Source organism: Natronosporangium hydrolyticum (genome assembly GCF_016925615.1).
Lineage (GTDB): Bacteria > Actinomycetota > Actinomycetes > Mycobacteriales > Micromonosporaceae > Natronosporangium > Natronosporangium hydrolyticum.
In genome coordinates this window covers 106648-133073 of record NZ_CP070499.1, presented here as the reverse complement: position 1 = coordinate 133073, position 26426 = coordinate 106648, and the positions used below count along the sequence as shown (strand labels likewise).

The 26426-nt window shown below is 70.6% G+C and carries 26 protein-coding genes; 9 read left to right on the top strand and 17 right to left on the bottom strand.

The features are described from left to right. Positions 1–87 precede the first annotated feature (87 nt). Entirely contained in the window at positions 88–1920 is a 1833-nt protein-coding gene (locus tag JQS43_RS00625) for an AfsR/SARP family transcriptional regulator (protein WP_239677098.1), read from the top strand. Positions 1921–1985: 65 nt separating this feature from the next. Here JQS43_RS00625 and JQS43_RS00620 read toward each other — a convergent pair whose 3' ends face one another. The 16 genes from JQS43_RS00620 to JQS43_RS00545 are packed head-to-tail and all read right to left on the bottom strand — an operon-like array spanning position 1986 to position 16209. Continuing rightward, entirely contained in the window at positions 1986–2417 is a 432-nt protein-coding gene (locus tag JQS43_RS00620) for a type II toxin-antitoxin system VapC family toxin (RefSeq protein WP_239677097.1), read from the bottom strand. Then, complete coding sequence (locus JQS43_RS00615) at positions 2414–2668, bottom strand: type II toxin-antitoxin system VapB family antitoxin (protein WP_239677096.1); 255 nt, start codon at positions 2666–2668, stop codon at positions 2414–2416. The genes JQS43_RS00620 and JQS43_RS00615 overlap by 4 nt, the downstream gene beginning before the upstream one ends. Positions 2669–2713: 45 nt before the next feature. After that, complete coding sequence (gene cds1 / locus JQS43_RS00610; RefSeq protein WP_239677095.1) at positions 2714–3811, bottom strand: L-cysteine desulfhydrase Cds1; 1098 nt, start codon at positions 3809–3811, stop codon at positions 2714–2716. Positions 3812–3868: 57 nt separating this feature from the next. After that, the gene (locus tag JQS43_RS00605; RefSeq protein ID WP_239677094.1) at positions 3869–4699 is read right to left on the bottom strand and encodes a PH domain-containing protein; all 831 of its coding nucleotides are present in this window, start codon (positions 4697–4699) and stop codon (positions 3869–3871) included. 39 nt (positions 4700–4738) lie between these two features. After that, positions 4739–8455 (bottom strand): LysM peptidoglycan-binding domain-containing protein, encoded by a 3717-nt coding sequence (locus JQS43_RS00600; protein WP_239677093.1) that lies wholly within the window; start codon positions 8453–8455, stop codon positions 4739–4741. Positions 8456–8466: 11 nt separating this feature from the next. Beyond that, on the bottom strand, positions 8467–8877 hold the full coding sequence (locus JQS43_RS00595; RefSeq protein WP_239677092.1) for a pilus assembly protein TadG-related protein: 411 nt from the start codon (positions 8875–8877) through the stop codon (positions 8467–8469). A gap of 5 nt (positions 8878–8882) precedes the next feature. After that, positions 8883–9305: a TadE/TadG family type IV pilus assembly protein gene (locus JQS43_RS00590; protein WP_239677091.1), complete on the bottom strand. Its 423-nt coding sequence runs from the start codon at positions 9303–9305 to the stop codon at positions 8883–8885. Further along, entirely contained in the window at positions 9302–9667 is a 366-nt protein-coding gene (locus JQS43_RS00585) for a TadE family protein (protein ID WP_239677090.1), read from the bottom strand. Before JQS43_RS00585 ends, JQS43_RS00590 begins: the two co-directional genes overlap by 4 nt. Before the next feature lie 2 nt (positions 9668–9669). Further along, complete coding sequence (locus JQS43_RS00580) at positions 9670–9864, bottom strand: hypothetical protein (RefSeq protein WP_239677089.1); 195 nt, start codon at positions 9862–9864, stop codon at positions 9670–9672. A gap of 16 nt (positions 9865–9880) precedes the next feature. Further along, entirely contained in the window at positions 9881–10756 is an 876-nt protein-coding gene (locus tag JQS43_RS00575; protein ID WP_239677088.1) for a type II secretion system F family protein, read from the bottom strand. After that, the gene (locus JQS43_RS00570) at positions 10753–11673 is read right to left on the bottom strand and encodes a type II secretion system F family protein (RefSeq protein WP_239677087.1); all 921 of its coding nucleotides are present in this window, start codon (positions 11671–11673) and stop codon (positions 10753–10755) included. The genes JQS43_RS00575 and JQS43_RS00570 overlap by 4 nt, the downstream gene beginning before the upstream one ends. Beyond that, positions 11637–13175: a TadA family conjugal transfer-associated ATPase gene (locus JQS43_RS00565; RefSeq protein ID WP_420847725.1), complete on the bottom strand. Its 1539-nt coding sequence runs from the start codon at positions 13173–13175 to the stop codon at positions 11637–11639. The genes JQS43_RS00570 and JQS43_RS00565 overlap by 37 nt, the downstream gene beginning before the upstream one ends. 46 nt (positions 13176–13221) lie before the next feature. Further along, entirely contained in the window at positions 13222–13974 is a 753-nt protein-coding gene (locus JQS43_RS00560; protein WP_239677085.1) for a CpaE/TadZ family protein, read from the bottom strand. Next, positions 13971–14642: an SAF domain-containing protein gene (locus tag JQS43_RS00555; RefSeq protein ID WP_239677084.1), complete on the bottom strand. Its 672-nt coding sequence runs from the start codon at positions 14640–14642 to the stop codon at positions 13971–13973. Before JQS43_RS00555 ends, JQS43_RS00560 begins: the two co-directional genes overlap by 4 nt. Beyond that, positions 14639–15589 carry a hypothetical protein gene (locus JQS43_RS00550; protein ID WP_239677083.1) on the bottom strand — a complete coding sequence of 317 codons (951 nt, stop codon included), beginning with the start codon at positions 15587–15589 and terminating at the stop codon, positions 14639–14641. The genes JQS43_RS00555 and JQS43_RS00550 overlap by 4 nt, the downstream gene beginning before the upstream one ends. Next, complete coding sequence (locus JQS43_RS00545) at positions 15583–16209, bottom strand: hypothetical protein (RefSeq protein ID WP_239677082.1); 627 nt, start codon at positions 16207–16209, stop codon at positions 15583–15585. Before JQS43_RS00545 ends, JQS43_RS00550 begins: the two co-directional genes overlap by 7 nt. A gap of 364 nt (positions 16210–16573) precedes the next feature. Here JQS43_RS00545 and JQS43_RS00540 point away from each other — a divergent pair, with 364 nt between their 5' ends. Further along, positions 16574–17218 carry a hypothetical protein gene (locus tag JQS43_RS00540; protein ID WP_239677081.1) on the top strand — a complete coding sequence of 215 codons (645 nt, stop codon included), beginning with the start codon at positions 16574–16576 and terminating at the stop codon, positions 17216–17218. Positions 17219–17304: 86 nt separating this feature from the next. On the opposite strand, the gene JQS43_RS00535 is transcribed toward JQS43_RS00540, so the two are convergent. Continuing rightward, positions 17305–17472, bottom strand: coding sequence for a hypothetical protein (locus tag JQS43_RS00535; RefSeq protein WP_239677080.1), 168 nt, complete (start codon positions 17470–17472; stop codon positions 17305–17307). 12 nt (positions 17473–17484) lie between these two features. Between JQS43_RS00535 and JQS43_RS00530 the strand changes: the two genes are divergently transcribed. The 7 genes from JQS43_RS00530 (at position 17485) to JQS43_RS00500 (ending at position 26393) form a co-directional block, all read left to right on the top strand. Further along, on the top strand, positions 17485–18264 hold the full coding sequence (locus tag JQS43_RS00530) for a hypothetical protein (protein WP_239677079.1): 780 nt from the start codon (positions 17485–17487) through the stop codon (positions 18262–18264). Positions 18265–18789: 525 nt separating this feature from the next. Then, positions 18790–19440, top strand: a complete 651-nt coding sequence (locus JQS43_RS00525) for a hypothetical protein (RefSeq protein ID WP_239677078.1) — start codon at positions 18790–18792, stop codon at positions 19438–19440. Between the two features lie 662 nt (positions 19441–20102). Next, a complete protein-coding gene (locus JQS43_RS00520) occupies positions 20103–21224 on the top strand; it encodes a hypothetical protein (RefSeq protein WP_239677077.1) in 1122 nt (373 codons plus the stop codon). 3 nt (positions 21225–21227) lie between these two features. After that, positions 21228–21494, top strand: a complete 267-nt coding sequence (locus tag JQS43_RS00515; RefSeq protein WP_239677076.1) for a hypothetical protein — start codon at positions 21228–21230, stop codon at positions 21492–21494. Continuing rightward, positions 21494–22033, top strand: a complete 540-nt coding sequence (locus JQS43_RS00510; RefSeq protein WP_239677075.1) for a hypothetical protein — start codon at positions 21494–21496, stop codon at positions 22031–22033. Before JQS43_RS00515 ends, JQS43_RS00510 begins: the two co-directional genes overlap by 1 nt. Further along, on the top strand, positions 22030–24585 hold the full coding sequence (locus JQS43_RS00505) for an ATP-binding protein (protein ID WP_239677074.1): 2556 nt from the start codon (positions 22030–22032) through the stop codon (positions 24583–24585). The genes JQS43_RS00510 and JQS43_RS00505 overlap by 4 nt, the downstream gene beginning before the upstream one ends. Further along, positions 24582–26393, top strand: coding sequence for a hypothetical protein (locus JQS43_RS00500; RefSeq protein WP_239677073.1), 1812 nt, complete (start codon positions 24582–24584; stop codon positions 26391–26393). Before JQS43_RS00505 ends, JQS43_RS00500 begins: the two co-directional genes overlap by 4 nt. Positions 26394–26426: the final 33 nt, after the last annotated feature.

Below are 26426 nucleotides of genomic sequence, written 5' to 3'. Positions count from 1 at the left end.
TCTAGTTCGCCGCGGATGTCTCCCATCAAGCGTCGATCCGGCTACTCGCACCTGTCTGACACCGCGCTGACGTGCCACGATGGGAGGGTGCGCAGGGCTGCGGCCGCCGACTCGGTCAGCGTCGGCGTCGAGGTGCTCGGGCCGCTACGACTGATCGTGGCTGGCGCCCCGGTGGACGTGCCCGGCCGCAAGCGCCGGGCGCTGCTGGCGCTGCTGGCCAAGGCCGAGAGCCGGGTGGTCGCCGTCGCCGACCTGTTGGAGTGGCTCTGGCCCGCCGAGCCGGCCGAACCCGCCCGCGCCAGCCTGCACAGCCACATCCGCAGACTGCGCCAGCACCTCGGCCCGGCGGCGACCCGGTTGGAGAACACCCACGATGGCTACCGGCTGGTGCTGCTGCCGGGGGAGCTGGACCTCGATCGAGTCCGCGACCTACTGCGGCAGGCCAGGCAGACCGCAGATCCGGCGCGCGGCTACCAGCTGCTGACCGAGGCCCGGCAGCTGTGGCGCGGCCCGGTGCTCGCCGACACCGGCACGGTGGCGCCGCTGCTGGCCTGGGCGGTGACCCTGGCCGAGCTGCGCCTCGAAGTCGAAGCTGAATATCTCGACCGGGCCCTGCGGTCGGGCCACGCCGCGCAGGCGGTGGGGCTGGCGCGGGAGGCGCTCGCCGCCGAACCGCTCCGGGAGCCGCTGGTGCGGTTGCTGATGCGCGCGCTCGCCGCCACCGGCCGGCGCAGCGACGCGCTACGCGAGGGGTACGCGTTCCGGCGCCGACTCGTCGACCAGAGTGGACTCGACCCGTCGCCCGCGTTGGGCCAGCTCGAACGGCAGATCGCCAGCGGCCCAGTCACCGGACCACCACCCGACCCCGCTGCCACCCCGGCAGACCGGCTGATCGGCCGGGAGGCGGCGGCGAGCGCCCTACAACGACTGCTCGGCGAAGCCCGACTGGTGACGCTGGTCGGCCCCGGCGGGGTCGGCAAGAGCCGGCTGGCGCTGGCGGTGGCACACCGTCTCGACCAGGTCCAGGTGCTGCCGCTCGCCGGCGTCTTTGACCCGGCGGCGGTACCGCACGCGCTGGCGACGGCGCTCGGGCTCGCCGACACCGCCGGCGACCTGCTCGGCGCCAGCGGGGCGCTGCTGCGGGCCGGCCCGCAACTGCTGGTGGTGGACAACGGTGAGCATCTGTTGCCGGCGGTCCGGCAGCTGGTCCGGCGGCTGCTCGCGACGTGCCCGCAGCTGACCGTGCTGGTGACTAGTCGGGAGCGGCTGGGGTTGGCCGAGGAGCGGCCGTTTCGGCTGGCCCCGCTGCCGTTGCCGGACCAGCGAGGCGGCCCGGCGGTGTCGCAGGTCCCGTCGGTGGCGCTGTTCCTGACCCGCGCCCGGCAGGTCCGCCCCGGGTTCGCGGTTGACCCGGCTGCGCTGCGGATGATCTGCGACACGGTGCGGCGGCTCGACGGCATCCCGCTGGCGATCGAGCTCGCCGCTGGCCGACTCGCCACGTTGAGCCTGGCGGACCTGCACGCCCGACTGGACCGCGCGCTGGACCTCTTCGGCGAAGCAGCTGAACGCGACGGCGCCGGTCTCGGCCCCGACCCCCGGCACCGGACGCTACGGGACTCCATCGACTGGTCGTACCAGCTGCTCGACGACCCGACCCGGCGACTGTTCCGGCGACTGTCGCTCTTCCCGGACGGGTTCGACCTGGCCACCGCGGAGCGGCTGGCGAGTGAGCTGGGCGTGCCGGGTGATCCGGCGTCGGCGCTGGCCCGACTGGTGGACGCCTCGATGGTCGACGCGGAGCTGGGTGAGCACCCGCATTACCGGATGTTGGGGACGCTGCGCCGGTTCGGGCTGGACCGGTTAGCCGCCCACGGCCTGCCCGGCCATTCCGGCCATTCCGGCCATTCCGGCCGATCATGAGCTTGCAAGCAGACACACCGAGCGTGTCCGCTTACACGCTTATGATCGGCCGGGCGTTCGCCCCGCTATTGCGGTGCCAACGGTGTTGGCCGAAGCACCGGGACCTCGGTACGCGCGAAGTCCTCGCCGGTACAGAGGATCGGTAGCTGCAACTCCGCCGCGGTGCCATAGACGAGACAGTCGCCGAAGTTCAGCTTTGCCGGACGACGACCCTTCCCGTATCGGCGCCACGCCTCCAATGCCCGCTCCGCCACGGAAGCGGTGACCTCGACGATCTCGATCTCCGCATCACGGACGAACCGAGCGGCGAGCCCGGTCGCCGCGACCGAGTACCGCGCCTCCAGGACCATCCCTAGCTCAAGGTAGGTTCCGGCCGGGATAACTGCCCGCTCCGCCTCGCTGAGCATGGAGCTGAGCCAGTCGGCGCCAGCCTCGCCGGCAATGATGGCCACGACCGCCGAGGTATCGACGACCAGCGCTGGGGGCGCACCGGTCACGACGGAAGGCCATGCTCGTCATAGCCGATGATCTCCTCCGGGCTACGGGAGTCTGTCACCGGCAAGGCGCGCGTCTCGCTGCTGAGCGCCGCGAGGCGGCGCGTGATCCGGGCTCCCCGACTGCGGGCGCGGGCGCGCTCAAGCCGCTCTCGAAGCGCCGCCTCCACGGCCGCGGTCAGAGATTCACCCGTCGCGGCGGCGAGTTCGCGCGCTAGCCGGTCGGCCTCGGAACTCTTGATGCTCAGCGCCATGTCTACCATTCTACAAAGCCAGGTAGAAAGGTGCCAGATTGCCGGCTAGCTCGGCGGCTGCCAGCTACCGGTGACGAGGAATCGGTCGATCGTGTCGAGGTAGGGCGTCAGATCCAGGTGGTGGTCGCGTACCCAGTCGTCGGCGAAGTAGGTGTGGGTATAACGCTCACCGGAGTCACACAGCAGCGTCACCACCGAGCCGGTCTGCCCCTGCTGCCGCAGCTGCGCGATCACCGCGAAGGCGCCCCACAGGTTGGTGCCGGTGGAGCCACCGACCCGCCGACCCAGCAGCCGCGACGCCGCCCGCATCGCCGCCAACGACGCCGCGTCCGGCACCCGCACCATCCGGTCCACCACCGACGGCAGGAACGACGCCTCCACCTGCTGCCGACCGATCCCCTCGATCCGGGAGCCCCGCTCGGTCCGGACCGTCCAGTCCTCGGCCTCCCACGCCGGGTAGAACGCTGAATGTTCCGGGTCCACCACGCAGATCCGGGTGGGGTGCCGCCGGAACCGGACGTACCGGCCGATGGTGGCGCTGGTGCCGCCGGTCCCGGCGCCGACCACCACCCACGCCGGCACCGGATGCCGCTCCAGCGCCAACTGCTCGAAGATCGACTCGGCGATGTTGTTGTTGCCGCGCCAGTCGGTCGCCCGCTCGGCGTAGGTGAACTGGTCCATGAAGTGGCCGCCCAGGTCGTCGGCGAGCCAGCGGGCCTCCACCACCACCGCGGCAGGGTCGGCGACCAGATGACACTTGCCGCCGTAGAACTCGATCAGCTCGATCTTCTCGGGTGAGGTCGCCGCCGGCATCACCGCCACGAACGGCAGACCCAACATCCGGGCGAAGTACGCCTCGGAGACCGCGGTCGAGCCGGACGACGCCTCCACGATCGTGGTCTGCGGCCCCACCCAGCCATTACACAGGGCGTAGAGGAAGAGCGACCGGGCCAGCCGGTGCTTCAACGACCCGGTGGGATGCACCGACTCGTCCTTCAGGTAGAGCTCGATGCCCCACTCGGGCGGCAGCGGGAAGGGCAACAGGTGGGTGTCGGCCGACCGGTTCGCGTCCGCCTCCACCTTCCCGATCGCCTCGGCCACCCACGCCCGCGCGACGCCGTCGTACCGGTCCCGCTCCTCCATGCTGCGGACGGTAACAGCTACCGAGCAGGACATACCCAGGCAGGTAACGGCCCAAGGTCAGGCGTCGCCGCGCTTCTTGTCGTCTTCTTCCTCCTCGCCGTCGGGGGTCATCCGGGCCTCGACCGCCTCCGGTTCGTACATCTCCTCCACCACCCGCAGGTAGAGCTCGTTCGGGTTCGGCAGGTGCGGCACCTCCCGCAGCGCCTGATCCTGACCGGCGGATTCGATCACGAAGGTGCCGTAGTTCAGGATCCGACCCAGCGGCGTCTGCTCGTACTTCATGTCGGTGACCCGCAGCAGCGGCATCATCGCGACATCCCGGCTGATGATGCCGCTGACCTTCATCACCCGCTTGTTGGTCAGGATGAACCGGTCGAAGTGCCAGTCGGCCACCCGCCACGCCACCCAGCCCAGCACCGCCAACCACGCCAGTACCAGCAACGACACGATCGCCACTACGCCCGGCGGCGAGGCCGCCTCCACGAAGCCGGCGAGCAGACCAAGGCCGATGGAGGAGACCACCGCGGCCACGATCGGTGCCAACAGGTGAATCAAGTGCCGCCGCCATTCACCGCGGAACCGTTCGGTCGGGAAGAGATAGCGGGCGATGATCCGGCTCGGATCGTCCTGCAACGGTGACACCCGCCGGACCGCGCCGGCGCGCTCCTCCACGTCGTAGAGGCCGGCGAGCTCCTCCGGATCGATCGGCGGCAGCTGCTCCGGGGCCCGCTGACTCGGCACCGCGGCGCCGCCGACGTAGCGGGGATCTGCCCGGGGCTGCTCCTGCGTATCGGTCGCCACCCCATGCTCCAGGGTGGCGGTCTGATCGGGGTCTCCCGCGCTACCTGGCTGCTCCGGCGGCGGCGCGGGCGGGGTGGGGTTGGTCATCGGCTACTCCTCGGCAGGCCGGTCTGCGACCGGCACGGATCAGCGGCGATCGCCGGCGCCAGCCGGCTGGAACGGCGGCAGCGACCGGATCAGGTCACGGGTGGCGGGGGCAAGGTCATCCGGGTGGTCGATCTCGCGCCACCGCAGCAGTTCGGTGACGACCGTCCGGAGCTGCTCGTCGTCACCCTCCGCGAGGTGGATCCGCAGCAGATCCCGCCACGGATGATCGTCGGCCCGCCGCGGATCAGCGAGCCACGCCTGCTGGATCGCCCAGTGCGCGGTCGCCAGGTCGCCCGTGGCGAGGCTGTGTTCGACCAGCTGATGGGCGGTGTCCACCACCCCGGCGAGGATCAGCTCCGGGGTGATCGGAGAGCCGGGCAGCCAGCTGTACGGCACCCGGACGCCGGCCCCCGCCAGGTCGGCCGCGTCGGCCAACGGCTCGCCGCGGACCAGTCGCAGCGCCGTCTGCAGGTCCTCGACGCCGGCGGCCCCACGCCGCTCGCCCCGGGCCCGCAGCCGGCGGAACAGGTGCCAGTCGACCAGGACGCCGGTCAACAGCCGGTAGCGGCCATCCGGTACCGCCTCGGACAACCACGGCTGCCCCTGCGGGCTGCTCCCCAACCACCGGCGTACGTTCATGATCACGTCGGTACGGATGGTGGGCCGGACCTGCTGGTTCGGCCACAGCTGGCTGGCGATCTCCACCGCGTCGGCGCCCGGTTCACCGACGGCGGCGAGGTAGACGATCAGCTCCTGGCAGACCCGCAGCCGGTGGCTGGGCGACGGGCCGGGGCCGACGACCTGTACCGGTCCCAACAGCGAGACCCGGGGCGGCTGGGACGCGGTCACCCGCAGCCACGCGGCCAGGTCCACGTCGAGCGTGGCGTCGGGTTCGGACGCCGACGCGGCCGGGTAGGCCGGTGCAGCCTGACCCGGCGACCCGGCGCTCGACGGGCCGGCGCTGGCTGAGCTTCGCGGCACGATCATGGGCAGATGCCGCGGAGTGTCGCCGACCAGCGCCTCGGAGGGTGCGGGCGGCGGCGCTGGCTGCTCGGCCCGACTGATCGGCCGCGGCTCCGCAGTCGCCCTGGCGGTGGGGCCGGCCCCGGCCGGCCGGCCGCCAGCCACTGGCCCCGGCGGTGCCGGGACCACCCCCGGCGGTGGCGCGACTGGCTCGGGCGGTGGCGCCACCGGCCCGGGCACGTCGCGCACCACCACCAGCGCAGTCCCCGGCTGGCCGGGAGCTATCGGCTCGGCGACCGCCACCGGCGCGGCGGCGGCTGCGGCTTCGGCGTGGGTCTCAGCATGAACTCCGGCTCCGGCTCCGGCTTCCACTTCGGATTCGGATTCGGATTCGCTCCCGGCGCCGGGTTCGGCTGCGGTTCCCGCTGCCGGTTCCGCTGCCGCTTCGGGTTCGGGTTCGGGTTCAGCGGCTGGGTAGCCGCCGGTCGCGTCCGCACCGGCCGCCCACGGCTCAGCGGCCGGCGGGATCGGATGGTCCGGCCCGTCGGCGGCGTCGCGCAGCAGCTCCGCCAGCGGCCCCAGCAACCGTTCCGGCAGCGCGACCGCGGGCATCGAGTGGGCGTCGTGCAAGAATCCGGCCTTGAGCAGCCCGTCGCTGGTGATGGTGATCGAGCGCCGCCCGTACGGCGCGGTAGCCGGCGCGGTCACCACCACCGCCACCCCGCACCGGCGTCCGACCTCGGTGAACGCGTCCTCCAGGTAGGTAAGCAGCTCGTCGTGTTCCGGGTCGGGTTGCTCGATCAGCAGCAGCTGCGGCACCCAGGTGTCCACCGCGGTGTCGGTGAGCCGGCCCTGCACCGAGTCGGCGAGCCCGTGCCCGGCCAGCGCCTCCGAGTTGTGGGCCAGCCGACGACGCAGCCGGTGCACCGCCTCCGGGATCGACTCCGCCACTGTCACCCGCTCCGGTCGCAGCTCAGCGAGGGCCTGTGCAGAGCTGGTCGAGAACCCGGCCAGGGTCACCTCGGCCCCCTCCGACCACGGATTGTGGATCAGCTCGGCGACCAGGTAGCGCAGCAGGTCGCTGCCGCGTTCGACCGGGCCGCGGACGGTCAGCATCCCCATCCGTTCCAGGTCCACCAGCAGGTGCTGGCTGGGCAGCGACCCGATCGTGGCCAGCGCCGGTAACGGCGCGGCCGGCTCCGAAACGGTCGGCAGCTCGGTGGTGGCGGGCAGGAACCAGCTGCCCGGCCCCCCGACCCCGAACGGCTCCGGCGCTGGCAACTCGCAGGGGGTGGCGAGGATCAGGTGGATCTCGCCGTCGCCGATCCAGACCGCGCCGACATCCGGCAGCCCCGGTGGCTCTGACCGTTCCCGCGCCTGCGAGGCGCCGGCCGCCAGCCCGGCCGCGAGCACCCGCAGCGCCCGGTCCAGCCGGGCCACGTCGGCGATCGCGGCGGCCCGCAGCCCCGCCTCCGCCGGACCGTCGGCGGCGGCGGTCACCGTCCGGCGGTGCCGGCGGTGCGCGAGCTTGCGCCACCGGTACAGCACCAGGGCACCCAGCAGCACCGATGCGAGCACCCCGGCGGCGAGCAGCGGGCCGACGATGGCGGCTCCGGCTTCGTCGTCACCGGCGGGTTCGCCAGCGACCGGCCCGCCCGGCGACTGCTCGGTCGGTGAGGCCTGCGGGCTCTGCCCGGGCGACTCCACCCGCGGCGGTGGCGGGTACGGGGCGGGCGCCGCCTCCTGCGGCGGCGAGGTGTCGGCCGGCGGCGCCGGGGGCTCCGGCTCGGGCTCGGGCTCCGGCTCGGGCTCGGGCTCGGGTTCGGGCTCGGGCTCCGGCTCCGGCTCGGGCTCGGGGGGCGCGGCCTCCTCGGGAGACTCCTGCTCTGGGGTCTGGGCTGGAGGCGAGGGCTCGGCATCGTCCGCTGGAGGATCCGGCGGCGCCACCGACTGCTCCGGCTCCACCGGCGAGGATGGGGCGGGCGGCGACTCGGGCGACGCTGGCGAGTCGGCCGACTCTCCGATCAGGTCGCCGGTGGCGTGCCGCCGCTCCCCCCGGTCGTACGCGTCCTCCGGCAGGATCAGCTGGTCACCTGGCTGGATATGGTCCGGGAAGTTGGCGTACTGCTGGGCGTAGCCCGGGTTCAGGTCGGCGATCTCCGGGTAGCGCAGCTCGTCTCCGAGATACCGGCCGGCGATGTGCCACATGTAGTCGCCGCGGGCGACCTCATGCATCAGCTCGGTCGACTCCTGGCTGATCACCTCCGGCTCCGCCGCCGGCTGATTGGCCATCACCTGACCGGTGACCACCACCCCGCCGGCCGGGTGCAGCGTCCCGACCGCCTGCCCCGGCACCAGCGGGGCGGCCACCGGTGGTGGGGCGTCGAAGAGCGCCGCCTGGGCGTGGCTGATGCCCGGGGTGGTCAGCGCCGCCAGCACCCCGGCGACCAGCACGCTGGCGATCCGTTGTGGACCGGACAGGCCGGGCAGCTGCGGGGTCTGCCGGCCGGTGAGCTGGGCGGCCAGCTCCAGCAGCAGCGACCCGGCGATCACTAGCCACGCGCCCCAGCCGACCACGGTCAGCGCCCACACCAGCAACTGCCCATCGTCGGGCTCGGTCAGCAGCGTGAGGAACTCGCTGAGCGTGAGCCACTCGCCCGGCAGCGGGTTGCCGCCGAACCAGAGCAGCAGCAGCGGTCCGCCGACCACTACCGCGGCCAGCCCGACGATCGCCGCCGGTCCCACCACCAGCCACCGAAGCAGCCGACTCGACCGGTGCCCGTACCCCACCATGGTCGCCTCCGTTACTCGTCCACCAGATGCCCGTCAGCGGTGCCCTCCGCGGTGAACGAACCGAACCCGAACTGGCCCAGGAACAGTGGTTCGTAGCCCACCGCCACCGAGACCGTTACGAGTCGTCCGTCCTCACTGACCACCACGTCACCGGTCACCCCGGCGTCGGACAGGTACGCGTCGGCGGCGACCGTGGCCGCCGCCGGATCGACGATGATCTGTTCTCCCGCCACCGCCTGCGGAATGTCGATGGCCTGACCGGCGGCCCGGGCGGCCTCGTTGGCGATGTTGTCGGCCCGGTGCAGCGCCCGCAGGTAGCCGGAGGCGTCCCACATCAATGCCATGAAAATCAGCATCATCGGCATCGCCGCGGCCACGAAGACGCTGACCCGACCCTGGTCACGGGGGCGGCCAAGGCTCATCTGGGTCACCCCCGGATCCGGTACTGGTCGAGCGGCGAGGTAAAGCTGGCGGACATCCGCTGGTCGGCGGGCACCCCGAGCAGGTCGATGTCGGCGAAGCTGACCCGGCAGGTCACGGTGACCGTGACCGATGCCGGCTCGCCGACATCCTGGGCGAAGCCGCTGGTGTCCACCACCACCTCCGGGCCACCCACGCAGGCGTACCCCCGGTCGGAGAGTCGTTCGGTGACGGTCGCCTGTGCCTGCACCTGCGCGGTGCCGGCGTCCCGGGCCAGCGACGCGGTCCGCGCCCCGTCGTAGGCGGCCATCTCCACCGCGCTGATCGCGTGTCCGGTACGCCCGAGCACCACCGCGGTCGTGAACAGCACCACGAACAGCGGCATGATGACCGCCATCTCCAGCGCCGCCGAACCGCGTTGCCGACTCATGTCAACCGCTCCACCGGGGCCGACGCCGTCTGGCTCACGGTGTGGTTCAGCCACGGGATCACCGTCACCGTGTCGGCGGTGACGGTGGCGGTCACCTGCTCCCCGTCGTTGGTCACGCTGATCTGGGTGCCGGTCAGCACCTCCGGCAACTGGGCGAGGAAGTTCTCCGCCCGCTGCTGGCCCGCGCCGGGTTCGGCGAGCCAGCCCCGCTCCCCCTCGACCGCCACCTGCGCCACCGACAGCGCGGCCTGCTGGGCGAGGTAGTACATGCCCAGATGGGCGACGGCGAAGACGCAGAACAGCAGCAGCGGCAAGATGATCGCCATCTCGATGCCGCCGCCGCCGCGGTCCCGCGTGGACATGGTCAGCTACCCCCGCCCGAGGGGACCCGATCCATGAATTCGTTGGCGATGCCCTCACCCCAGAGCACCACCGCCAACGCCAGCAGCACCATCGCCGAGACCATGATCGCGTAGGCCATCGGCCCGAACTCGCCACGGTCACCCTGACTGATCGCGGTACGCACCCGGTGCGCCAGCTGGTTGGATAAGCGGTACATTGCGGACTCCGATCGACTAACTAATACCTATGTAGACACGCTGGGTGATCGGATAGATCACAAAGGCGGCCAAGATGAACAGCAGCACCGCCCCGGGGATCTCCAGCTTGCCGGTGGTCGCCTCCGCCTTGGCGAGCGCGTCGGTGCGGATCTGATCCCGCAGCGACTCGGCCCGTTCCAGCAGGGTCCGATTCACCTGCGCCCCGGACTGGCCGGCGGCCTGCATGATCTGACCGACGTCGCTCAGCTCCGGCACCCCGATCTCGTGCCCCAACCCGGTCAGCTCATCCCACGGCGGCCGGTGATGGGCCCGCGCCCGCAGCAGCGTCTCCCGGATCCGCCGGATCACCCAACCATCGCCCACCTCGGCGGCCCGCTCCAGCGACTCCACAGTGCCGTGTCCGGACCCCCGCTCCATCGCCACCAACGACAGGTAGACCGCCACCACCTGCCGGAACTCCCGGCGGATCTTGCGCGCCCGGAACTGGATGTCGGCGTGAGCCAACACCGCGAAGAAGGCCGCCACCGCCAGGCTGCCCGCCAACCCGGCCGCCACCACCGGCCCCGGCAGCTGCCGGCCCGAGGTGGCCAGCATGAACCCGATCACCACCGGCACCGCCAACCCGAACATCGCCGCGCCGAGCAGGTTCCGGAAGTAGCGGCCAGGCGTGTAACCCAGCAGCGCCAGGCTCTCCAGCGGCACCGGCACCCGGCGCAGCAGCCGCCGGGCGGCCACGCTCCGGCTCGTAACCGCCGGCAGGTCCGGGTGCAGTCGCCGGAGCGCCGGGCCCAACGCCGGGGTCGCCGGCAGCAACTCGTTGACCAGGATCATGACGCCGGCCGCGGCGAGCGCGCCCACCAGCAACGACCCGACGAGCACGAAGTCCATCACGCCACCTCCGGTGGCCGCAGAAACCGGGGCTGCGCCGGCGGCCGGGACAACGAGCGCACCCACACCAGGGTCGCCACGAAGGCGCTGGCGAGCACCAGCAGCACCAGCTGACCGCGGGCGCTGGTGTACGCCTCGATCAGCTCTCCCCGGGCCAGGATCGCCGCGATGACCAGCCCGAAGACGGTCATGAACCGGACCGTGATCCGCGGCTGGGTCCGCTTCGCGTGCACCTCCCGGCGGATCGACACCTGCTTGCCGGCGTCGGCGGCGATCGCCGCCAGGACGTCCGCCAGATGCTCACCGCGGTCCTGCAGATGCAGCAACAGCGCCGCCACCACCTGCTCGGCGATCGGATCGTCCAGCTCTTCGGCGAACCGGTGCAGCGCCCGCTTCGGGTCGGCCCCGGTGCGCAGCCGGGCGGCGAGCGCCCCCACCTCCTCGGCGATGATCGGCGGGGCCGCCTCGGTGGTGTTGACGATCGCCGACATCAGCCCGGCGCCGGTGGAGAGCTGGTCTTTCAGGCGGCGGGTCCAGTCCCCCAGCGCCTCCGCCCGCTCGATCCCCCGCTGCTCCCGCTTCCCGACGCCCCACAGCCACGGCACCCCGGGCACCGCCACCCCCGCGAGCAGCGCCACCGCCGGCACCCCGGTCAGCACGAACACCAGCACCGCCACCACTGCGGCGGCGACCAGCAACACCTGCCGGGTCCGCCGCTCCGCCGGGGTGCCGCCCAGATCCCGCCAGAACCGGCGCACCCGGCCCACGATCGGCGCGTCCGACGGCGTGGTCGGCGCCGGGCCACCAGCGAGCCCGGCGACGATCAGGAAGACCCCGCCGACGGCCAACGCCGCCAGCACCGCCACGTACGCGTCGAGCAGAATCATCGCGGCGCCACCCGGGCCCCGCTGGAGCGCCACGCGCCCCGCTTCGCCTCGATGTACGGCACCAACACCCGGGCGTCGTACCCGGCGAGCAGCAGCTGGTCGAAGAGCCGCTCGGGCAGATGCTTCGGGATCGCCCGACCGTCCGGGCCGGAGCCGAACACCTCGGTGCTGACCACATGCCCGGCGTGGAAACTGTCGTGCACCTCCAAGATGTTGGAGACGTAGCGCAGCTTCGCCCCGCCGCGCTGCCGCTCGTCCCGCAGCGTCAGGTAGACGATCACGTCGAGCGAGCCGGCCGCCATCCGCTGCGCCAGCTCCGCAGACATCCCGGAGCCGTGAGAGAGCGCCAGCTCCACGATCCGGTCCATCACCGCGCTCGCCGACCGGGTGTGGATGGTGCACATCGACCCGAGGCTGGACCGCATCGCCTTCAGCATCGCCACGATCTCGTGGCTGCGCACCTCCCCGACGAGGATCCGGGGCGCGGACATCCGCAGCGCGAAGGCGATCAGCTCATCGAGGGTGATCTGCCCGTCATACCGGCCGTCGGCGCCGCGTTCACCGTGCCCCTGCCGAGCCTCGAAGCTCATCGCCCACGGGTGCCGGCCGGTCTGGTGCAGCCCCAGCTCCCGCGACTCCTCCAGCACCACGTACGCCTCGTGGCTGGGGATCCGGGAGGCGAGCGCGCGCAGCAGGGTGGTCTTCCCCGCGTCCGCCGGCCCGGCGATCATGATGTTGCAGCGGGCGTCTACCGCGGCGGCGAGGAACTTGCAGGTCAACTCGTCCAGCGTCCCCAGCTCCACCAGCTGCTCCAAGCCGATGTCGCGGTACCGGTGCCGCCGGATCGCCGCGTACGGCCGCGGGGTGATCAGGTCGGCGGCGGCGAGCCGGCTGCCGTCGACCAGCTCCCGGTCCAGCAACGGCTTGGCGGTGGTCAGCGAGCGTTCCGTACCCGGCCCCTGCCGCGCCAGGGTCTGCAACATCCGCAGCAACTCCTCGTCGCTGTCGGCGACCGGCGGCGCCTCCACGATGGAGCCATCGCTGCGCTCCACCCGGACCCGGTCACAGCCGAGAATGTGGATGTTCTCGACCAGCGGATCAGCCAGCAGCACCTTCAACCGGCCCAACCCGACCAGCTCACCGGCGACCGCGTCGGCCAGCGCCGCCTCGTCGGCGTCGCTGACGAACTGCCCCCGCAGCCGCTCACTGTCCACGTACGCCTTGACATGCTTGCTGACCAGCTGCTCGCCGAGCGCCTGCTCGGCGCCGGGTCCGGCGGTCCGCATCCGCTCGGCCAGCTCGTCGGCGACCTGCTGGTGCAGCCGCCGCACCGTGGCGTAATCCACCACCACCGGCAGCTGCGCCGCCGGTGACGGAGGCTGCGCCGGATGCGGCTGGTGCGGTGGCGGCGGCTGGTACTGCGGCGGAGCCGACGGGTGCTGCCCAGCCGGCGGCGCCTGCTGCTGCGGCGGCGCCTGCTGCTGCGGCGGCGGCCCGGGCGGCGCAGCTGCCGGCCGGCCCGGCTGCGGCGGCACCGGCGGCCTGGGCGGCGCGGACGTCTGCCACACCGGCGGCGAACCGTTAACCCGCTCGGGTGCCATCAACAACCTCTCTGTTCGACGCCATGATCTGCTGCGTCGCCGCTGCTGACCGCAGCAACGGCGACCGAAGATGAAGCTGACCCCCGGAGCTGAGCACCCGGGCGCTGCGCTGGTCGGCCGGCAGCACCGCCGCCAGGTCCACCTGCAGCCGAGCCGCCACCTCCGCCGCCGGGTACGGGCCGGTATCCACCACCAGCAACCCCAGCCGGTCCGGGCCGCCCCGCTCCGCCTGCTCCTTGCGCAGCACCCCGACCGCCGGCACCGCATGCGACACCGAGCTCAATGTGCCGCGCACCACCAGCAGCACCTGGTCGGCGGCGTGCAGCAACGGCCAACCGAAGTGCGGGGCGGTGAGGCGACCACAGTCGACGATCACCGAACCGTCCTCGGCGAGCTGCCGGAGAAAGTCGGCGATCGCCGGCCACACCGGCGCCACCGTCGCCGCCTGCGCCGGATCCCGCAGCCCCGGCAACAGCAGCCGCTGCCGGCGCGGCGCGGCCAGATCCACCAACTGCCGCTCGAACTCGTCCCGCAACCGGCCCCGCAGCTCGGCCACCGCCAGCTGCGCCAGGCCACGCTGCGCATCCAACGAGCCCTGTAGATATCCGGAGAGGACATCGCCGCCCGCCGGATCGGCCTCCACCAACAAAGTGCGGCCCGACCAGGTCAACGCGAAGGCCAGCCCGCTGACGGTTACGCCAGGGCTGCCCTTCGCCGAGACCAGAGCGATCATGAGCCACCGGCCGACACCAACACCACAGTCAACCGGCCCGCCGCTGCCAACGCCGCCACCTGGGCACCGTCCCGCTCCGGCACGACCAGACTGACCACCATGTCGTCGCCGCGCCCCTCCCCCGGACGCAGCTCATGCACCCGGGCGGTGAAGGTACGCGGCTCCTCCTCGGGGTCCGGATTGATCTGATTGCTGGTGGCGACCAGCAGCACCGGATGCCCGGCCCGGATCACGTCGCCGGGCAGCCGGTTAGCGGGCATGTTGATCGCCAACAGCTGTTCGCCCGGCCCCGGCACCCGCTCCTCGGTGACCTGACTCAACGACAGCAACGTCCCCGAGGCGAGCGGCACCGCCGCGTACGAACCGATCACCTGCTCGGCGTCGCCGACCGAGACCGGCGTCAACCCGGGGGCGTTATTCAACCGGACGATGGTCAGATGGTCGGAGGTCAACTGGGTGCCGACCGGCACATCCTGCGTCACCGCCAGATACTCCTGCGACGGGCCGATCGCCCGGAACAGCGTCGCGGAGCCGAGCGCGGCGAGCACGATCGCCAACACCCCGACCCCGACCCAACCGCGGCGGATGTGCCGCTGCCGTACCTGCCGGGGCGCGTCGGTCGGGCCTGCCACCGCGTACCCCTCCGGGGGTGCGGCAACACTGGTCATGAGGTCACCACCTGTAGTTCGTTGATCCGGACGCTCTCGGTCGAGGTGCGGGTGGTCCGCTCCTCCCCACTAATGATCGTCCCCTCGATGTGCCACTCGATCAGCCAGTCGGTGGTCGCGGTGATGGTGTACCGGCCACCGGGCTGATCCCGGGACGGCTCCGCGTAGACGTGGCCACAGTCGGAGTACTCGGCGCCGAACGAGGGTTCGTACGGCGTACCTGGGGTGCGACAGATCCGCTCGGTGCCGTCCCCCATGTCCCACCGGATCTGCTCGCCATTCGCCCGCACATTCAGGACGAGGCCCAACGCCTCCAGCGACACCGCGGCCTCCCCCCACGTCGACTCGGTCTCCGGGGTCCACATCCACACCGGCAGGCCAACCAACCCGGCCCCCTCCGGCGACGGCGCCAGCTGGATATCCGGCCCCCGCAGCGGCAACATGCCGATCGCCCGCTCCAGCAGGTCGGCGAAGACGCCCTCGGTCGCGTCCAGAAAAATCGTCGTCGGATGGTGGATGAACGGACTGCCATCCACCCCCTCGGTGCCGAAGCAGTAGGCGTCGTAAACGACCCCGTCCGACGGGTCGTTGCCCTCCCAGGCGTCGCTGCCCTCCGACGGCTGCGGTGACGCCGCGCTGATATAGCAGCCACCATGGATGTCGGTGAACCATCCGAAGGTCGAGTGGATGCACGGCACCTGCTGGTCCTGACCCTGCACATTGGTGGTGCAGACCCACTCACCGGTGCCGCCACCACCCGGACCGCCGCCGCCGTCCTCGCAGGTCCATACCCACACCTCGTCACCATTGTGGGTATGGTTCTGCCAGTCGCAGCCGGGCTGGGCCACGGCCGGCGCCGCCGGCAGCAACGCGAGGACGACCGCCGCGGCGGCCACCACCGACCCCAGCCACCACCGCCGACCTGCACCTACGCGAGCCGTCAGCATGGGCCGTCCCCTTCCTGATCAACCTCTGCCCGGTGGGCCTCCGCAAATAACCATCGACCCTCAACCAGGATCGCGGCAAACTCGATCAGATGCGGCTCGGCGCGGTACCGCCCCGGCAACCCGTCGGCCCCGGCCGGCTGACCACTGCCGACCTGCACCAACTGCCAGTCGCTGGCGTCCAGACACTCCCGCACGGTGGCGGCCGGCGGCTCGTCGTCCAACCGCAACTCGGCGACCTCTGCCCGCCACGACGGCTCGCCCTGCCGGGCCAACCCTCGATTGTGAAGAATCTCCAGCTCAAAAAGGGTCGACGACAACAACGGGTCGGCGAGCAGGTCGGTGAACTGGTCCAGCGCCTCGTGCGCCGGCCGCGGCTGCGCCTGGGCAGCGACCTCAACCCGGCGCAGCTCGTCGAGTGTGGCCAGGATCTCCTCGGTCGCCCCGGTCACCGCCGGATCGGCGGTCGCCCCCGGATCGGGCACCGGATCATCCGGCCACTCGAACTCGGAATCCTCACCACAGCCGACGGCTACGGCGCTGACCAGCAGCAGCGCAGCCGCGAACCCGCCCAGACGTACGCCACCCGTACGTCGCTGGGCGTGTGCGGTTCCGCCAGCCATGCGGCCCTCCCCGGTTGGTCCGCGACCAGCACCAACGGCGCCCGGGCGGCGCAGCCAGTGCTCCTCACCGCACTACGCGCACCGAGGGCGACCAACCGTCCGACCGAGCGCTACCGAAATCGGTGATTCACGCCTCATTCCGGACCGGCTGCCCCGGGCGGCGGCGCGCTGCCTCCGCATTTGGGGATGGGAGTGGTCCCCCTGGCCGCCACACGCATCCCCGCATCGCTCGTAGACCTGCCGCACTGACGCACATGCGACTGTCCAACCGCATGCCGAACCTCGCACACGGTAGCTAGACTCCCGTCGACCGGTAACTGGGTCGGCTACACCCACCGACCCACGACAGTCAGAGGAGCGATCGGTGGCGCAACGAGCAACCCTGCTACTTCGTACGGTCGGCACCATCAGCGCCGCCGCCCTGCTGGCGGCCGGACTCACCGCCTGCGGCGACGACGACGACGGCCTACCACCCCCACCGGCCTCCCCGCCCCCGGCCGACCCGACCGACAACGAGGAAACCCTCGACCTCACCCCCGAGGAACAGGAAGCAGTCGACGAAGCGCGCGCTCATATCGACGAGTTTCTTCGCAACTATGTCGCCGTCTCGACAGCGGACCTGCCAGCTCCGGAAGAGGCCGAGGAACTGTTCTCAGATGTAGAGCGAGACGCCGACGGGCTGTTGCCGCAGGAGTTGCGCCGCGAGATCGTCGGGATGTGGGGCGAAGGGCAGGTGGTCGAGGGCGACCTGACCTGGGAGGCCCTGAGCGTCCAATCCGTTGACCTCGAGAACGAGATAGAAGGCATCAGGGTTCCTGAGGTGACCGTTCTATTCTGTGTCGATGCCACCGACTGGGTCGCGATCGACGCGGCGACGCGAGACCCGGCGAGCGAAGCCGGGCACCGAGAGGAGTGGCTGTTTACGGCTTCATGGCACGATGACTGGGGCGGTCTTGGGCTGGAGGGTTGGCGAGTAGTCGAGCGCGAGCATTCGGGAAGGGCATGCTGACTACGCCCTTAAAGCATTACGCAACCGCGCCTCTGGTCGCTTTGGTCGTCAGTGGCTTGGCCGTAAGCATAGATTTGAAGCAGGTCTCAGCCGGGGCCCAGGTGGATTGCCCAGATGGCCATTTGGTGGTTCTCGCTGATGAGCAGGTCTGCTACCCACGCGCTTCCGGCCGCGTCCCACCCGCGGGCGGCGCCTTTGAAGTGGGCGAGCCGGCAGGCGGTGGCGGCGGAGTCGAGGTTTGGTGCGTTAGGCACGGAGACCGCGTAGTGGATTCGCTCACGAACCCTTGGCGCGTTCACTGTCAGGCCGGGGAGTGGTGGTTCATCAGCGATTGGGATTGCTACGCCAGAGCGCGAAACGTTCCGGTTGACCCGGATTGGTCGTCGCGTGGTGTCGCCCCTGGTGAGGACAGTCGCGCGTTCGAGATTCGGTGCTACCCGCCACAGGAGAATGAGGAGGAAGAGGCGTTCTTCATAGATGCCTTTGGGCTCTGGGCCAACTCGCAAATGATTGCTGGCCCAGAGAACCCGCCAGGGTACAACGGCACGCCGTCGGTCATTCCGGGGTTGTGGGCCGACGCGGTTAACGCGCTGGGGATGCGGGGACCCGAAATCAGGACCGCGCCGCCGGTTGAGGGGTCCGCGCTGGTCAACCTGCCGGTATGGCTGTGGACCGACACCGGCGGGAACATCTGGCCCGACGAGCCACTACACGAGGTGGCGGCGGCCCCGGAGGTTGGCCAGCAGGTCGACGCCTTTGCCGAGCCGCTGCGCATCGAGTGGGACATGGGCGACGGGCAGACAGTCACCTGCGAGGGCCCCGGAGACGCCTGGGCACCCGGTAACACCTTTCTCCCACCCAGCGACTGCCACCACGTCTACCGCCGAACCAGCCGCCACGAGCCGGGCGGCACATACGAGATCATCGCCATTACGACCTGGCGGGTCTGGTGGTGGATCAACGGCGACGAGGATGGCGAACTCGAGATCGAGGTCGGCTCCACGCTCGACTACCAAGTCGACGAGATCCAGGTCCTCAGCCGCTAGCCCGGCACTAACGGGGCGTCAATCCCCACATGGTTGGGCAGGGAGGGATCTTGCGTCCGACTATGTCGGACATTCCGGTACGCAAGATCCCTCCCCAGCCAACCAAGGTGGGCTTCCCGGGGCCGAACCGAGCCCAATCCCTCAGGGTGAAGATCAACTTGAGCGAATGACAGTTCAAAGGCTGCGGTCAGCGTCGTAATCCGCGACACAGTAGAGCCCTCAGGTGCCTTACACGCCACCTACGCTGGCAGAAAGGTCTCTGCCGGCCCGTTCCCGGTCGGCACGTCCCTGACGGACTATCCGGGATGTGATCGGTGGCGGCGCCGAGCTTTCCCTGCCTCTGGGGATGGGAGTGGCCCCTACAACCAACCAAACGCATCCCCGCAACGCTCGTAGACATGCCGCACTGACGCACATGCGACTGTCCAACCGCATGCCGCACCTCGCACACGGTAGCTAAACTCCCGTCGACCGGTAACTGGGTCGGCGACACCCACCGACCCACCACAGTCAGAGGAGCGATCGGTGGCGCAACGAGCAACCCTGCTACTTCGTACGGTCGGCACCATCAGCGCCGCCGCCCTGCTGGCGGCCGGACTCACCGCCTGCGGCGACGATGACGACGGCCTACCACCCCCACCGGCCTCCCCGCCCCCGGCCGACCCGACCGACAACGAGGAAACCCTCGACCTCACCCCCGAGGAACAGGAAGCGATCGACGAGGCGCAGTTGGTCATTGACGACTTCTTCGACGCCTACGTGGAGGACGCCAGGCTAGGCGAACCCTACGAGGTCGCTGAGTCGATTAGGGTGGTCGGCGGACGCCCACTCGAATTCGCCGCAGCTGAGCTGAGCCAGGAACTCCAAGCGGAGTCCGTCGAGAACTACAATGATGGGGTCATCTTTGAGGGCGAGTTCTCCTGGGACTATCTGCGACCTGAGGGTGCCGATCTTGATCGCATCGTCAACGATTTCTCGGTGCCAGAAGTCGAGCTGAGCTACTGTCTCGACGCGACCGACTGGACGCCGGTCGACCGGGAAACCAACGAACCAACGGGTGAGCCCGGCGATCGCCGAATCGCGATCATCAGCGCGGTGTGGTACGACGGCCGTGGCGGCAACGAAGAAGGTTGGCAGGTATCCGGCTGGGAAGATAAAGCGAGTGGCTCGTGTTGACACGTCGCCCTCGCATGCGGTGGCTGACGTCCGGCGTGGTTATGGCGATCTGGCGGTCAACGGACGTCTCCGGAGGGTGGTCGGGCGTCCGGCTCTCGGTGTTAGTGGACGACTAACGGGGGCGTTGATCCCGACATGGTTGGGTGGGGAGGGATCTTGCGCACCGGAATATCCGACTTATCCATGCACAAGATCCCTCCCCACCCAACCAAGAGGTAGCAGGCATGCTGGCGCGGGCATCCGCAGGTGGGCGAAAGAGGGCATATAGCCGATTCGTGTTGCCTGGGCGACCACCGAAACGGTCCTCGTAGCCCTCGTTCGTCTCAGGTGAGCGGCGCCGCGCGGGACCCGAGCCCGAGCGCGGGCAATCCCCCTAGGTTGAAGATCGACTTGAGTGAATGATGATTCACGGAGCGCGGTCAGCGCCGTGATCGGAGACACAGTAGGGCCCCCAGCCGGCTTGATCACTCCACATGCGCTGGTAGAGAGTGACCCCATCCGGTCCGTGCCCGATCGGCCCCTCCCTGGCGGAGTGTCCGGGATGGTGGCGGCCGGGGCGCCGATGCCGGACGATGGCGGCGGCGCGGTGCGCGTAGTCGGGTGATGCAGTACGCGAACTGCGTTCTGTATGGGCCGAGCGAGGTGTTAGGGAGGCACCAGCTGTGGCGGTGGGCAGACCGGGTGTGCCCAGCTGGGTCGACGCAGCTGGCAACCAACAGCACCGGCGGCCGGACGAGTCCGGCTCCGCCGGTGACGAACAGTGGGCGGCGACCGAGTCGGTCGCCGGCAACACCCGGATGCAGGCGACGCTGAGCCGACTGCTCGCGTACGGGCTGTGGGGGCTGCTGGTGGTGGCGCTGCTACTCGGCCTGGTCAACTGTGTCGGGGTGCCGGGCGCCGGTGGCAGCCAGGCCGAGTCCGAAGAGCCGCCGCTGGCGTTGGTGGCGCCGCCTGGTGGCTGCGCCGAGCTGCTGGTGGCGGCCTGGTTGGCCGGCGACGCCGAGCTGCTCGCCGACGTGCCTGGCCTGCCCCGGGGAGCGCCCGAGCCGGGGGTCCGCGAGGCCACCGGCACCTACACCGCCGCGGTGACACCCGGTGACGGCGCCTGGGCCTATTTGATCGGGGCCGAGGTCCGGGTCCGGGTCGACCCGGATGATGAGCCGGGCGGGGCGACTGATGAGTTGGCCGATGAGGATCGTTGGCGCTCCGCTGGGACCCAGTTTTTCCAGGTAACGATGGTGCCGACGGCGGGTGGCGGGTGCAACGGCTGGCGGCCGGCCGCGCTGCCGGCGCAGGTGCCGGCCCCGGCGCTCGCCGGTGACGGCTCCGACCCGTACGAGCAGCCTTATCCGGTGTCGCTGCCGGCCAGCGGTACCGAGCTGAGCCATACCCTCGAGTCGTTCTTCGCCGGCATGTTGACCGGTGGCGAGAACCTGGAGCGCTACGTCGCCCCAGGCGTCTACATCGCGCCGTTGACCCCACCGCCGTACCAGGAGGTCGACGTCACCGAGGTGCGCGCCCGGGATGAGCTGGCGGCGCCGGTGCCGGCCGATGGCACGGTTGCCCAGCTGTTGGTGACGGTGGCGACCGACGCCGACCAGTTGCCGCTGGTCTACCCGGTGACCGCCGGTGTGCGCGGCGGGCGATGGGAAGTGATTGCGCTCGATCCGCTGGTGGGGACCGCGGTGCAGGAGTTGCCCGACGGGCAGCCGCACACCGGTCAGCCCAGCGCACCAGGTTTCCCTGACCCGACAACTTCGGCAGAGAGCTCGAACGGAGGCTAGGCCATGTCCGGATCGCTACCTGCGCTAGCGCAGGAGAGTCCGACCCAGTCCTGGATTGTGGGCTGGGTGGACTTCTTATCCAGCACCCTGCCGATCATCTTCCTCGTGTTGGTGGTCCTGGTCGGCACGATTCTGATCGTCAAGTCGAAGGGCGGGCTGCAGAAGGCGATCATCTTCGGTATCGGTGCCGCGCTGGTCTTCCTCGTGTTGACCAACGTGGAGTCCATCGCCGACTTCTTCGGCGAGGAACTGCCGGTCGTGGACGACTGATGGAGGACGGCGCCCCGGTCTCGGTCGGGCGGACCTACACCAAGGGCCGCCGTCAGCCGTACCTGATCCGGAAGTGGCCCGGGAGCAACTGGGCGCTGCCGCTGGGCCCGTACACGATCACTCAGCTGGTGGTCTTCGTCGGCTCGGTCTACCTCCTGATCACCTACCGCGACCTGTGGGCGCACTTCGGCCCGATGAATCTACTCATCGGGATCGGGCTGCCGCTGCTGCTCACCTACGCCACCCGGCACACCCGGATCGAAGGGCGGGATCCGTTGCGGGCCGGGGTGGCGCTGGTGGGGCTGCTGGTGCAGCCCCGGGACGGGTACCTCGGTGAGGATTCGTTCCGCTCCCCCGGGGCCACCCGGCAACGTGGTGGGCGGTTTCCGGTGGCGCAGTTGCCGGCCGAGTTGGTCCCCGCCGCCCCGCCGCCGACGCAGCCGCCGCCGGCTGCCCGGCCTTGGCTGTCCGACCTGGTCAGCAACGCTGCGGTACGCCAGCCGGCCGGGGGCTCCGAGGGTGGGGAGGCCCGGACATGATCGGAACGGTGGTACCAAGCGTGCCGTTCCGGGCCATTGTGGGCAATCTCGCCTGGACTCACGACGGGACGGTGTGGGCGATCTGGCGGATCGACCCGTTGCCGTACCGGTACGCCTCCGACTCCGACAAGGTCAGCTACGGCCGGGTCATCGGCAACTTGCTGCGGTCGCTGCGCGGGGAGCCGCTGATTCTGAGCCTCTGCGGCCGGGTCGACCCCCGCGACGCCCCTGCCAGCGCGGTGACCCAGCCGCACCCGATCCACCGGGAGATCACCGACGGTTATCTGCGGCTGCTCGACGACTATGAGCTGCGCGACCGTACGTACTGGTTGGCGCTGCCGCTGCCGCACAGCTCCGGCTGGGCCAGCGCCTCGTCGATCGGCGCTTCCGCCTCCTCGCTGGTGGCCCGCAGCTTCGGGCTGACCCCGCCGATGCCCGGCGTGGATGAGGTGCGACGGCGGGCGGAACAGGCGGTGCGGGTGGCCCGGGCCGCGGTGGGGTTGGTGCCGGCCACCCCGGACGAGATTCTGTGGATCCACCGCCGGGCGGCCCGCAAGGGTACGCCGACCGAACCATCGCTGACCCGGGCGCGCCGGTCCCGGTACGCCGAGGCGACGGTCCGGGGCCGGCGGCTACGCAGCCCCAGCTTCGCGTTTCTCGGGCAGGTCCACTTCGACGAGGGTGGACGGACCGACGCCAGTTCCAGCGGCACCCGCAACCCGTTCCAGCACCGGTATCTGAAGGTGACTACCGCCGACGGCGGCACCGGCTATCAGGCGTTCCTGGTCTTGTCCGATCTGCCGGAGAGTTGGGCGTTCCCGGGCGGCGAGTGGCTCGCGGCCTTGCATGAGGACACCCGGTTTCCGGTGGACTGGGCGATCCGGGCCACCGTCAACCCGGGCAACGAGGCGAAGCGGAAGGTGACCCGGAAGCGCCGGCAGCTCGCCGACCAGGTGGGCGAGTTCTCCGCGGCGGAGAACGACGACTCCCCCGAGGTCGATGCCCTGCCGAGCTGGGTGTCGGTGGGTCAGCGGCAGCTCGCCGAGGAGCAGGCGGCGCTGGACGCGCACGCCTCCGAAGTGGAGTACGAGGCGACGGTGATGCTCGGGGTGTGGGGCGGCACCCTGGACGAGTGCGAGGAGTACGCCGAGGCGCTGCGGAGTTCGTTCTCGGACGAGTTGACGGCGGTCCGGCCGACCGGTGACCAGCTGGCCTGCTACGCCGCGATGTTGCCGGGGGTGACCACCCCGCGGGTGGTGTCGGACTATACGCAATATCTGCTCGCCGACGATCTGGCCAAGTCGATGCCGTTCGTGGGGAGCCGGCTCGGCGACCAGTCGGGGCAGATTCTGGGGCTCGGTATCGACGCCGGCACCCAGGCCCCGGTGCGGCTCAACCTCACCGACTGGACCAGCCGCGACATCTCCGCCTCGATCGGGCTCTTCGCCGAGCTGGGCGCCGGCAAGTCGGTCACGCTGAAGAAGATCCTCGCCGATATCGCCGCCGACGGCGGCCGCACCATCGGCTGGGACCGTACCCGCACCCGCGAGCAGGTGACGTTCCTGTCCGCCGCGTTCGGCGCCGACCAGGTGCAGGTCGCTGACCTCGCCAATCCGACCAGCTTCTCGCTGGATCCGCTGCGGGTGCTGCGCGGCCCGGCGGCGGCGCAGGCGGCGGAGACCTTCCTGTCGCAGCTGCTCGGCGTCGAGGCCACCTCAGAGCAGGGGACGATCCTGGCCGAGACGATCGACAAGGTGATCGCCGACGAGCGGCCGAGCATGGCGGCGTTGCTGGAGGCGTTGGCGGCGATGTCGGACGCGCCGGCCGCGGCGGAGCTGCACCGGCAGATCCGGGCGTCGGCCCGGCGACCCGGCACCGGGGTGATCTTCGATCCGGCGCTGCCGCCGCTGGACACCTCGGCCGACCACATCATCTTCGGCACCCACGGGATGACCATGCCGCGCCGGCACGAGCTGCGCAGCGCGCGGCAGTTGGCGCAGCTGCCGTTCTCGGCGTTGTTCGGCCGGGCAGTGCTGACGCTGACCGCCGTGCTGGCCAAGGCGATCGCGTTCGCCGACTCCCGGTTCGTGCTGGTCCACGCCGACGAGTGCTACTGGTTGACCCGTGAGGGGGAGGGCAGCCCCGGCTACGACACCACGCTCGAGCTGATCCGCGATGGCCGGAAAAACAACGCCGGGTTGCTGCTCGCCGGCCACGACCCGGAGGACACCGGCAACGAGACCCTGCTGGGCCTGCTGTCGGCGGTCTTCCTCGGCCGGCAACGCAACCATCAGCTCGCCACCCGCTATGTGCGGGCGATCGGCATCACCGATACCCAGCTGGCGGCGAGCCTGACCTCGGTGATCACCAGCGATCTGTCGCCATTGACACACACCGATCCGGCGACCGGCGACATGGTGGTGGAGCCGGGCCGGGAGGGCGAGTTCATTGTCCGGATCCACAGTCGGATCGGCATGGTGAAGGTGTTGGAGCCACCGGTGGAGCGGATCCGGCATGCGATCCGCACCACCCCCACCGGGAACCGGCCATGACCAGGGCCGCTGGCGGCACCGCTGGCCGAGCCGCCGGTAGGGCCGCCGGTAGGGCCGCCGGCCGGCCGCGGTTGACCACGCTCGTCGGGCTCGCGTTGTGTGGCGTGCTGGCGGTGGCGTACCTGGTGTTGGCGGCGGGTAACCCGGCCGGCGCCCAGGAAGGTTGGGCACCAGCTGGTGAGGGGCCGCCGGCCGAGGTGGTGGCGCAGGGCGGCACGGACGGGTTCGGCGACACCCGGGTGGTCGACCGGTACGGCATCTCGGTCGACGAGTACACGATCGAGGGCCGGCAGGGCGGCGGGGTCGACGGCACCTTCCAACGGCTCGGGGTGTGGCTGTCCGATGTGCTCTTCTCGGCCAGCCGGCTGATCGTCACCGGGCTGATCTGGATGCTGAACTTCGCGCTCGACTTCGGGGTCGCGGACCTGATGCTCACCCCGGTGCAGCAGCTGATCGGGGTCTACGAGTCGAACTTCGTCGGCAACATCAGCGGCGGCGGCTGGGGGTTGGTGCCGCTGGCGTTGATGATCTGCGTGTTCTGGTTTGGGTTGGCGGCGTTGCGGGGCCGGGTCGGTAAGGGTTTCGGCGAGATCGCGGTGTCGTTCGCGCTGGCGGCGATCCTGGGGGCGGTGCTGGCCAACCCGGGTGGGGTGCTGCTCGACGACACCGGGTTGGTGGGTCGGGCCAAGGACATCGGGGTGGATGTGGCGGTGACCGCGGTGCAGCCGCCGGACGCCGACCCGGCGCCGTGCATCCAGCGGCTGCCGGTCGAGGGCGAAGCGCTGGTCGACGGCTGTTATGTGGACGAGTTCGGCGATGGCACCCCGCCCACCCGCAACGACCCACAGTATTTGCGCTGGATTATGCAGATGTGGCTGGTCGACATGTATGTCCGCCGGCCGCATCAGCAGATGACCTACGGCCAGCGGCTGGATTGTCCGCTGGTGTTGTCGGTGCGCGGCACCGAGCAGGAGCAGGTCGACCACTGCAACGCCCCGTACGAGGAGGGTGGCAACCATCCCTGTGTGGATCAGTACAACCTGATCCTGCGCACGACGCCGGAGAGCGCACCGGAGGCGGCGGGCGCCAACCCTGAGTCGTACATGTACGACATGATGCATCCGGATGAGCCGGTGGCGGGCTGTCCGGAGGGTGCGGAGCTGGCCGGCTATCTGGACCGTGGCTCCGGCGATCGGGTGGTGGTGGGCCTGTTGCTGCTGCTGGCGTTGCTGACGCTGGCGGCGTTCCTGCTGATGGGGGTGCTGATCCCGATCATCATCGGGCAGCTGATGGTGGCGATCCTCGCCGTGGCGCTGATCTTCGTGCTGCCGATCGCGCTGCTGGGTGGGGGTGGCCGGCGGATCCTGTGGCAGTGGTTCGGGCTGCTGCTCGCCGCCGCGTTCATGATCATCGTGGCGTTGGTGGGGCTGGCGCTGATGTTGATCACGACCGAGCTGTTGCTGCAGGGCCATCACCAGTTCTTCTTCATCAACTTGATGATGATCTGCGTCGCCTCGATCCTCTTTCTGGTCCTGCAACGGAAACTGCTGCGCGGTGCGCTGGTGGGCGGGGCCACCGTGGGCGCGGCCCTCACCGCGATGAAGATCGGTGGTGGCGGCGGTGGTGCCGCCGGCACCGAGGCGTGGACCCGGGCCGCCGGGGTGGGCTACGCCCCGGTGGACCGCTGGCAACGCAACCGGCAGGCCCGCCGCAATGTCTACCGCACCTCCACCTACGCCGGCGACTTCGCTAAACGCAAAGAACGGCGGCAGCGGTGGGTCCGCCGGATCACCCGGAGATCCGAGTAGCAGGCCCGGACGGAAGCGACGACACGGATGGAG

What these genes read in the sequence shown, in the direction of transcription:
- JQS43_RS00590 (WP_239677091.1), bottom strand. Translation starts at nt 9,305, where the DNA reads ATGAGTCGGCAACGCGGTTCGGCGGCGCTGGAGATGGCGGTCATCATG.
- JQS43_RS00500 (WP_239677073.1), top strand. Translation starts at nt 24,582, where the DNA reads ATGACCAGGGCCGCTGGCGGCACCGCTGGCCGAGCCGCCGGTAGGGCC.
- JQS43_RS00515 (WP_239677076.1), top strand. Translation starts at nt 21,228, where the DNA reads ATGTCCGGATCGCTACCTGCGCTAGCGCAGGAGAGTCCGACCCAGTCC.
- JQS43_RS00605 (WP_239677094.1), bottom strand. Translation starts at nt 4,699, where the DNA reads ATGACCAACCCCACCCCGCCCGCGCCGCCGCCGGAGCAGCCAGGTAGC.
- JQS43_RS00550 (WP_239677083.1), bottom strand. Translation starts at nt 15,589, where the DNA reads ATGCTGACGGCTCGCGTAGGTGCAGGTCGGCGGTGGTGGCTGGGGTCG.
- JQS43_RS00585 (WP_239677090.1), bottom strand. Translation starts at nt 9,667, where the DNA reads ATGTCCACGCGGGACCGCGGCGGCGGCGGCATCGAGATGGCGATCATC.
- JQS43_RS00505 (WP_239677074.1), top strand. Translation starts at nt 22,030, where the DNA reads ATGATCGGAACGGTGGTACCAAGCGTGCCGTTCCGGGCCATTGTGGGC.
- JQS43_RS00595 (WP_239677092.1), bottom strand. Translation starts at nt 8,877, where the DNA reads ATGAGCCTTGGCCGCCCCCGTGACCAGGGTCGGGTCAGCGTCTTCGTG.
- JQS43_RS00580 (WP_239677089.1), bottom strand. Translation starts at nt 9,864, where the DNA reads ATGTACCGCTTATCCAACCAGCTGGCGCACCGGGTGCGTACCGCGATC.
- JQS43_RS00600 (WP_239677093.1), bottom strand. Translation starts at nt 8,455, where the DNA reads ATGGTGGGGTACGGGCACCGGTCGAGTCGGCTGCTTCGGTGGCTGGTG.
- JQS43_RS00560 (WP_239677085.1), bottom strand. Translation starts at nt 13,974, where the DNA reads ATGATCGCTCTGGTCTCGGCGAAGGGCAGCCCTGGCGTAACCGTCAGC.
- cds1 (WP_239677095.1), bottom strand. Translation starts at nt 3,811, where the DNA reads ATGGAGGAGCGGGACCGGTACGACGGCGTCGCGCGGGCGTGGGTGGCC.
- JQS43_RS00545 (WP_239677082.1), bottom strand. Translation starts at nt 16,209, where the DNA reads ATGGCTGGCGGAACCGCACACGCCCAGCGACGTACGGGTGGCGTACGT.
- JQS43_RS00555 (WP_239677084.1), bottom strand. Translation starts at nt 14,642, where the DNA reads ATGACCAGTGTTGCCGCACCCCCGGAGGGGTACGCGGTGGCAGGCCCG.
- JQS43_RS00615 (WP_239677096.1), bottom strand. Translation starts at nt 2,668, where the DNA reads ATGGCGCTGAGCATCAAGAGTTCCGAGGCCGACCGGCTAGCGCGCGAA.
- JQS43_RS00510 (WP_239677075.1), top strand. Translation starts at nt 21,494, where the DNA reads ATGGAGGACGGCGCCCCGGTCTCGGTCGGGCGGACCTACACCAAGGGC.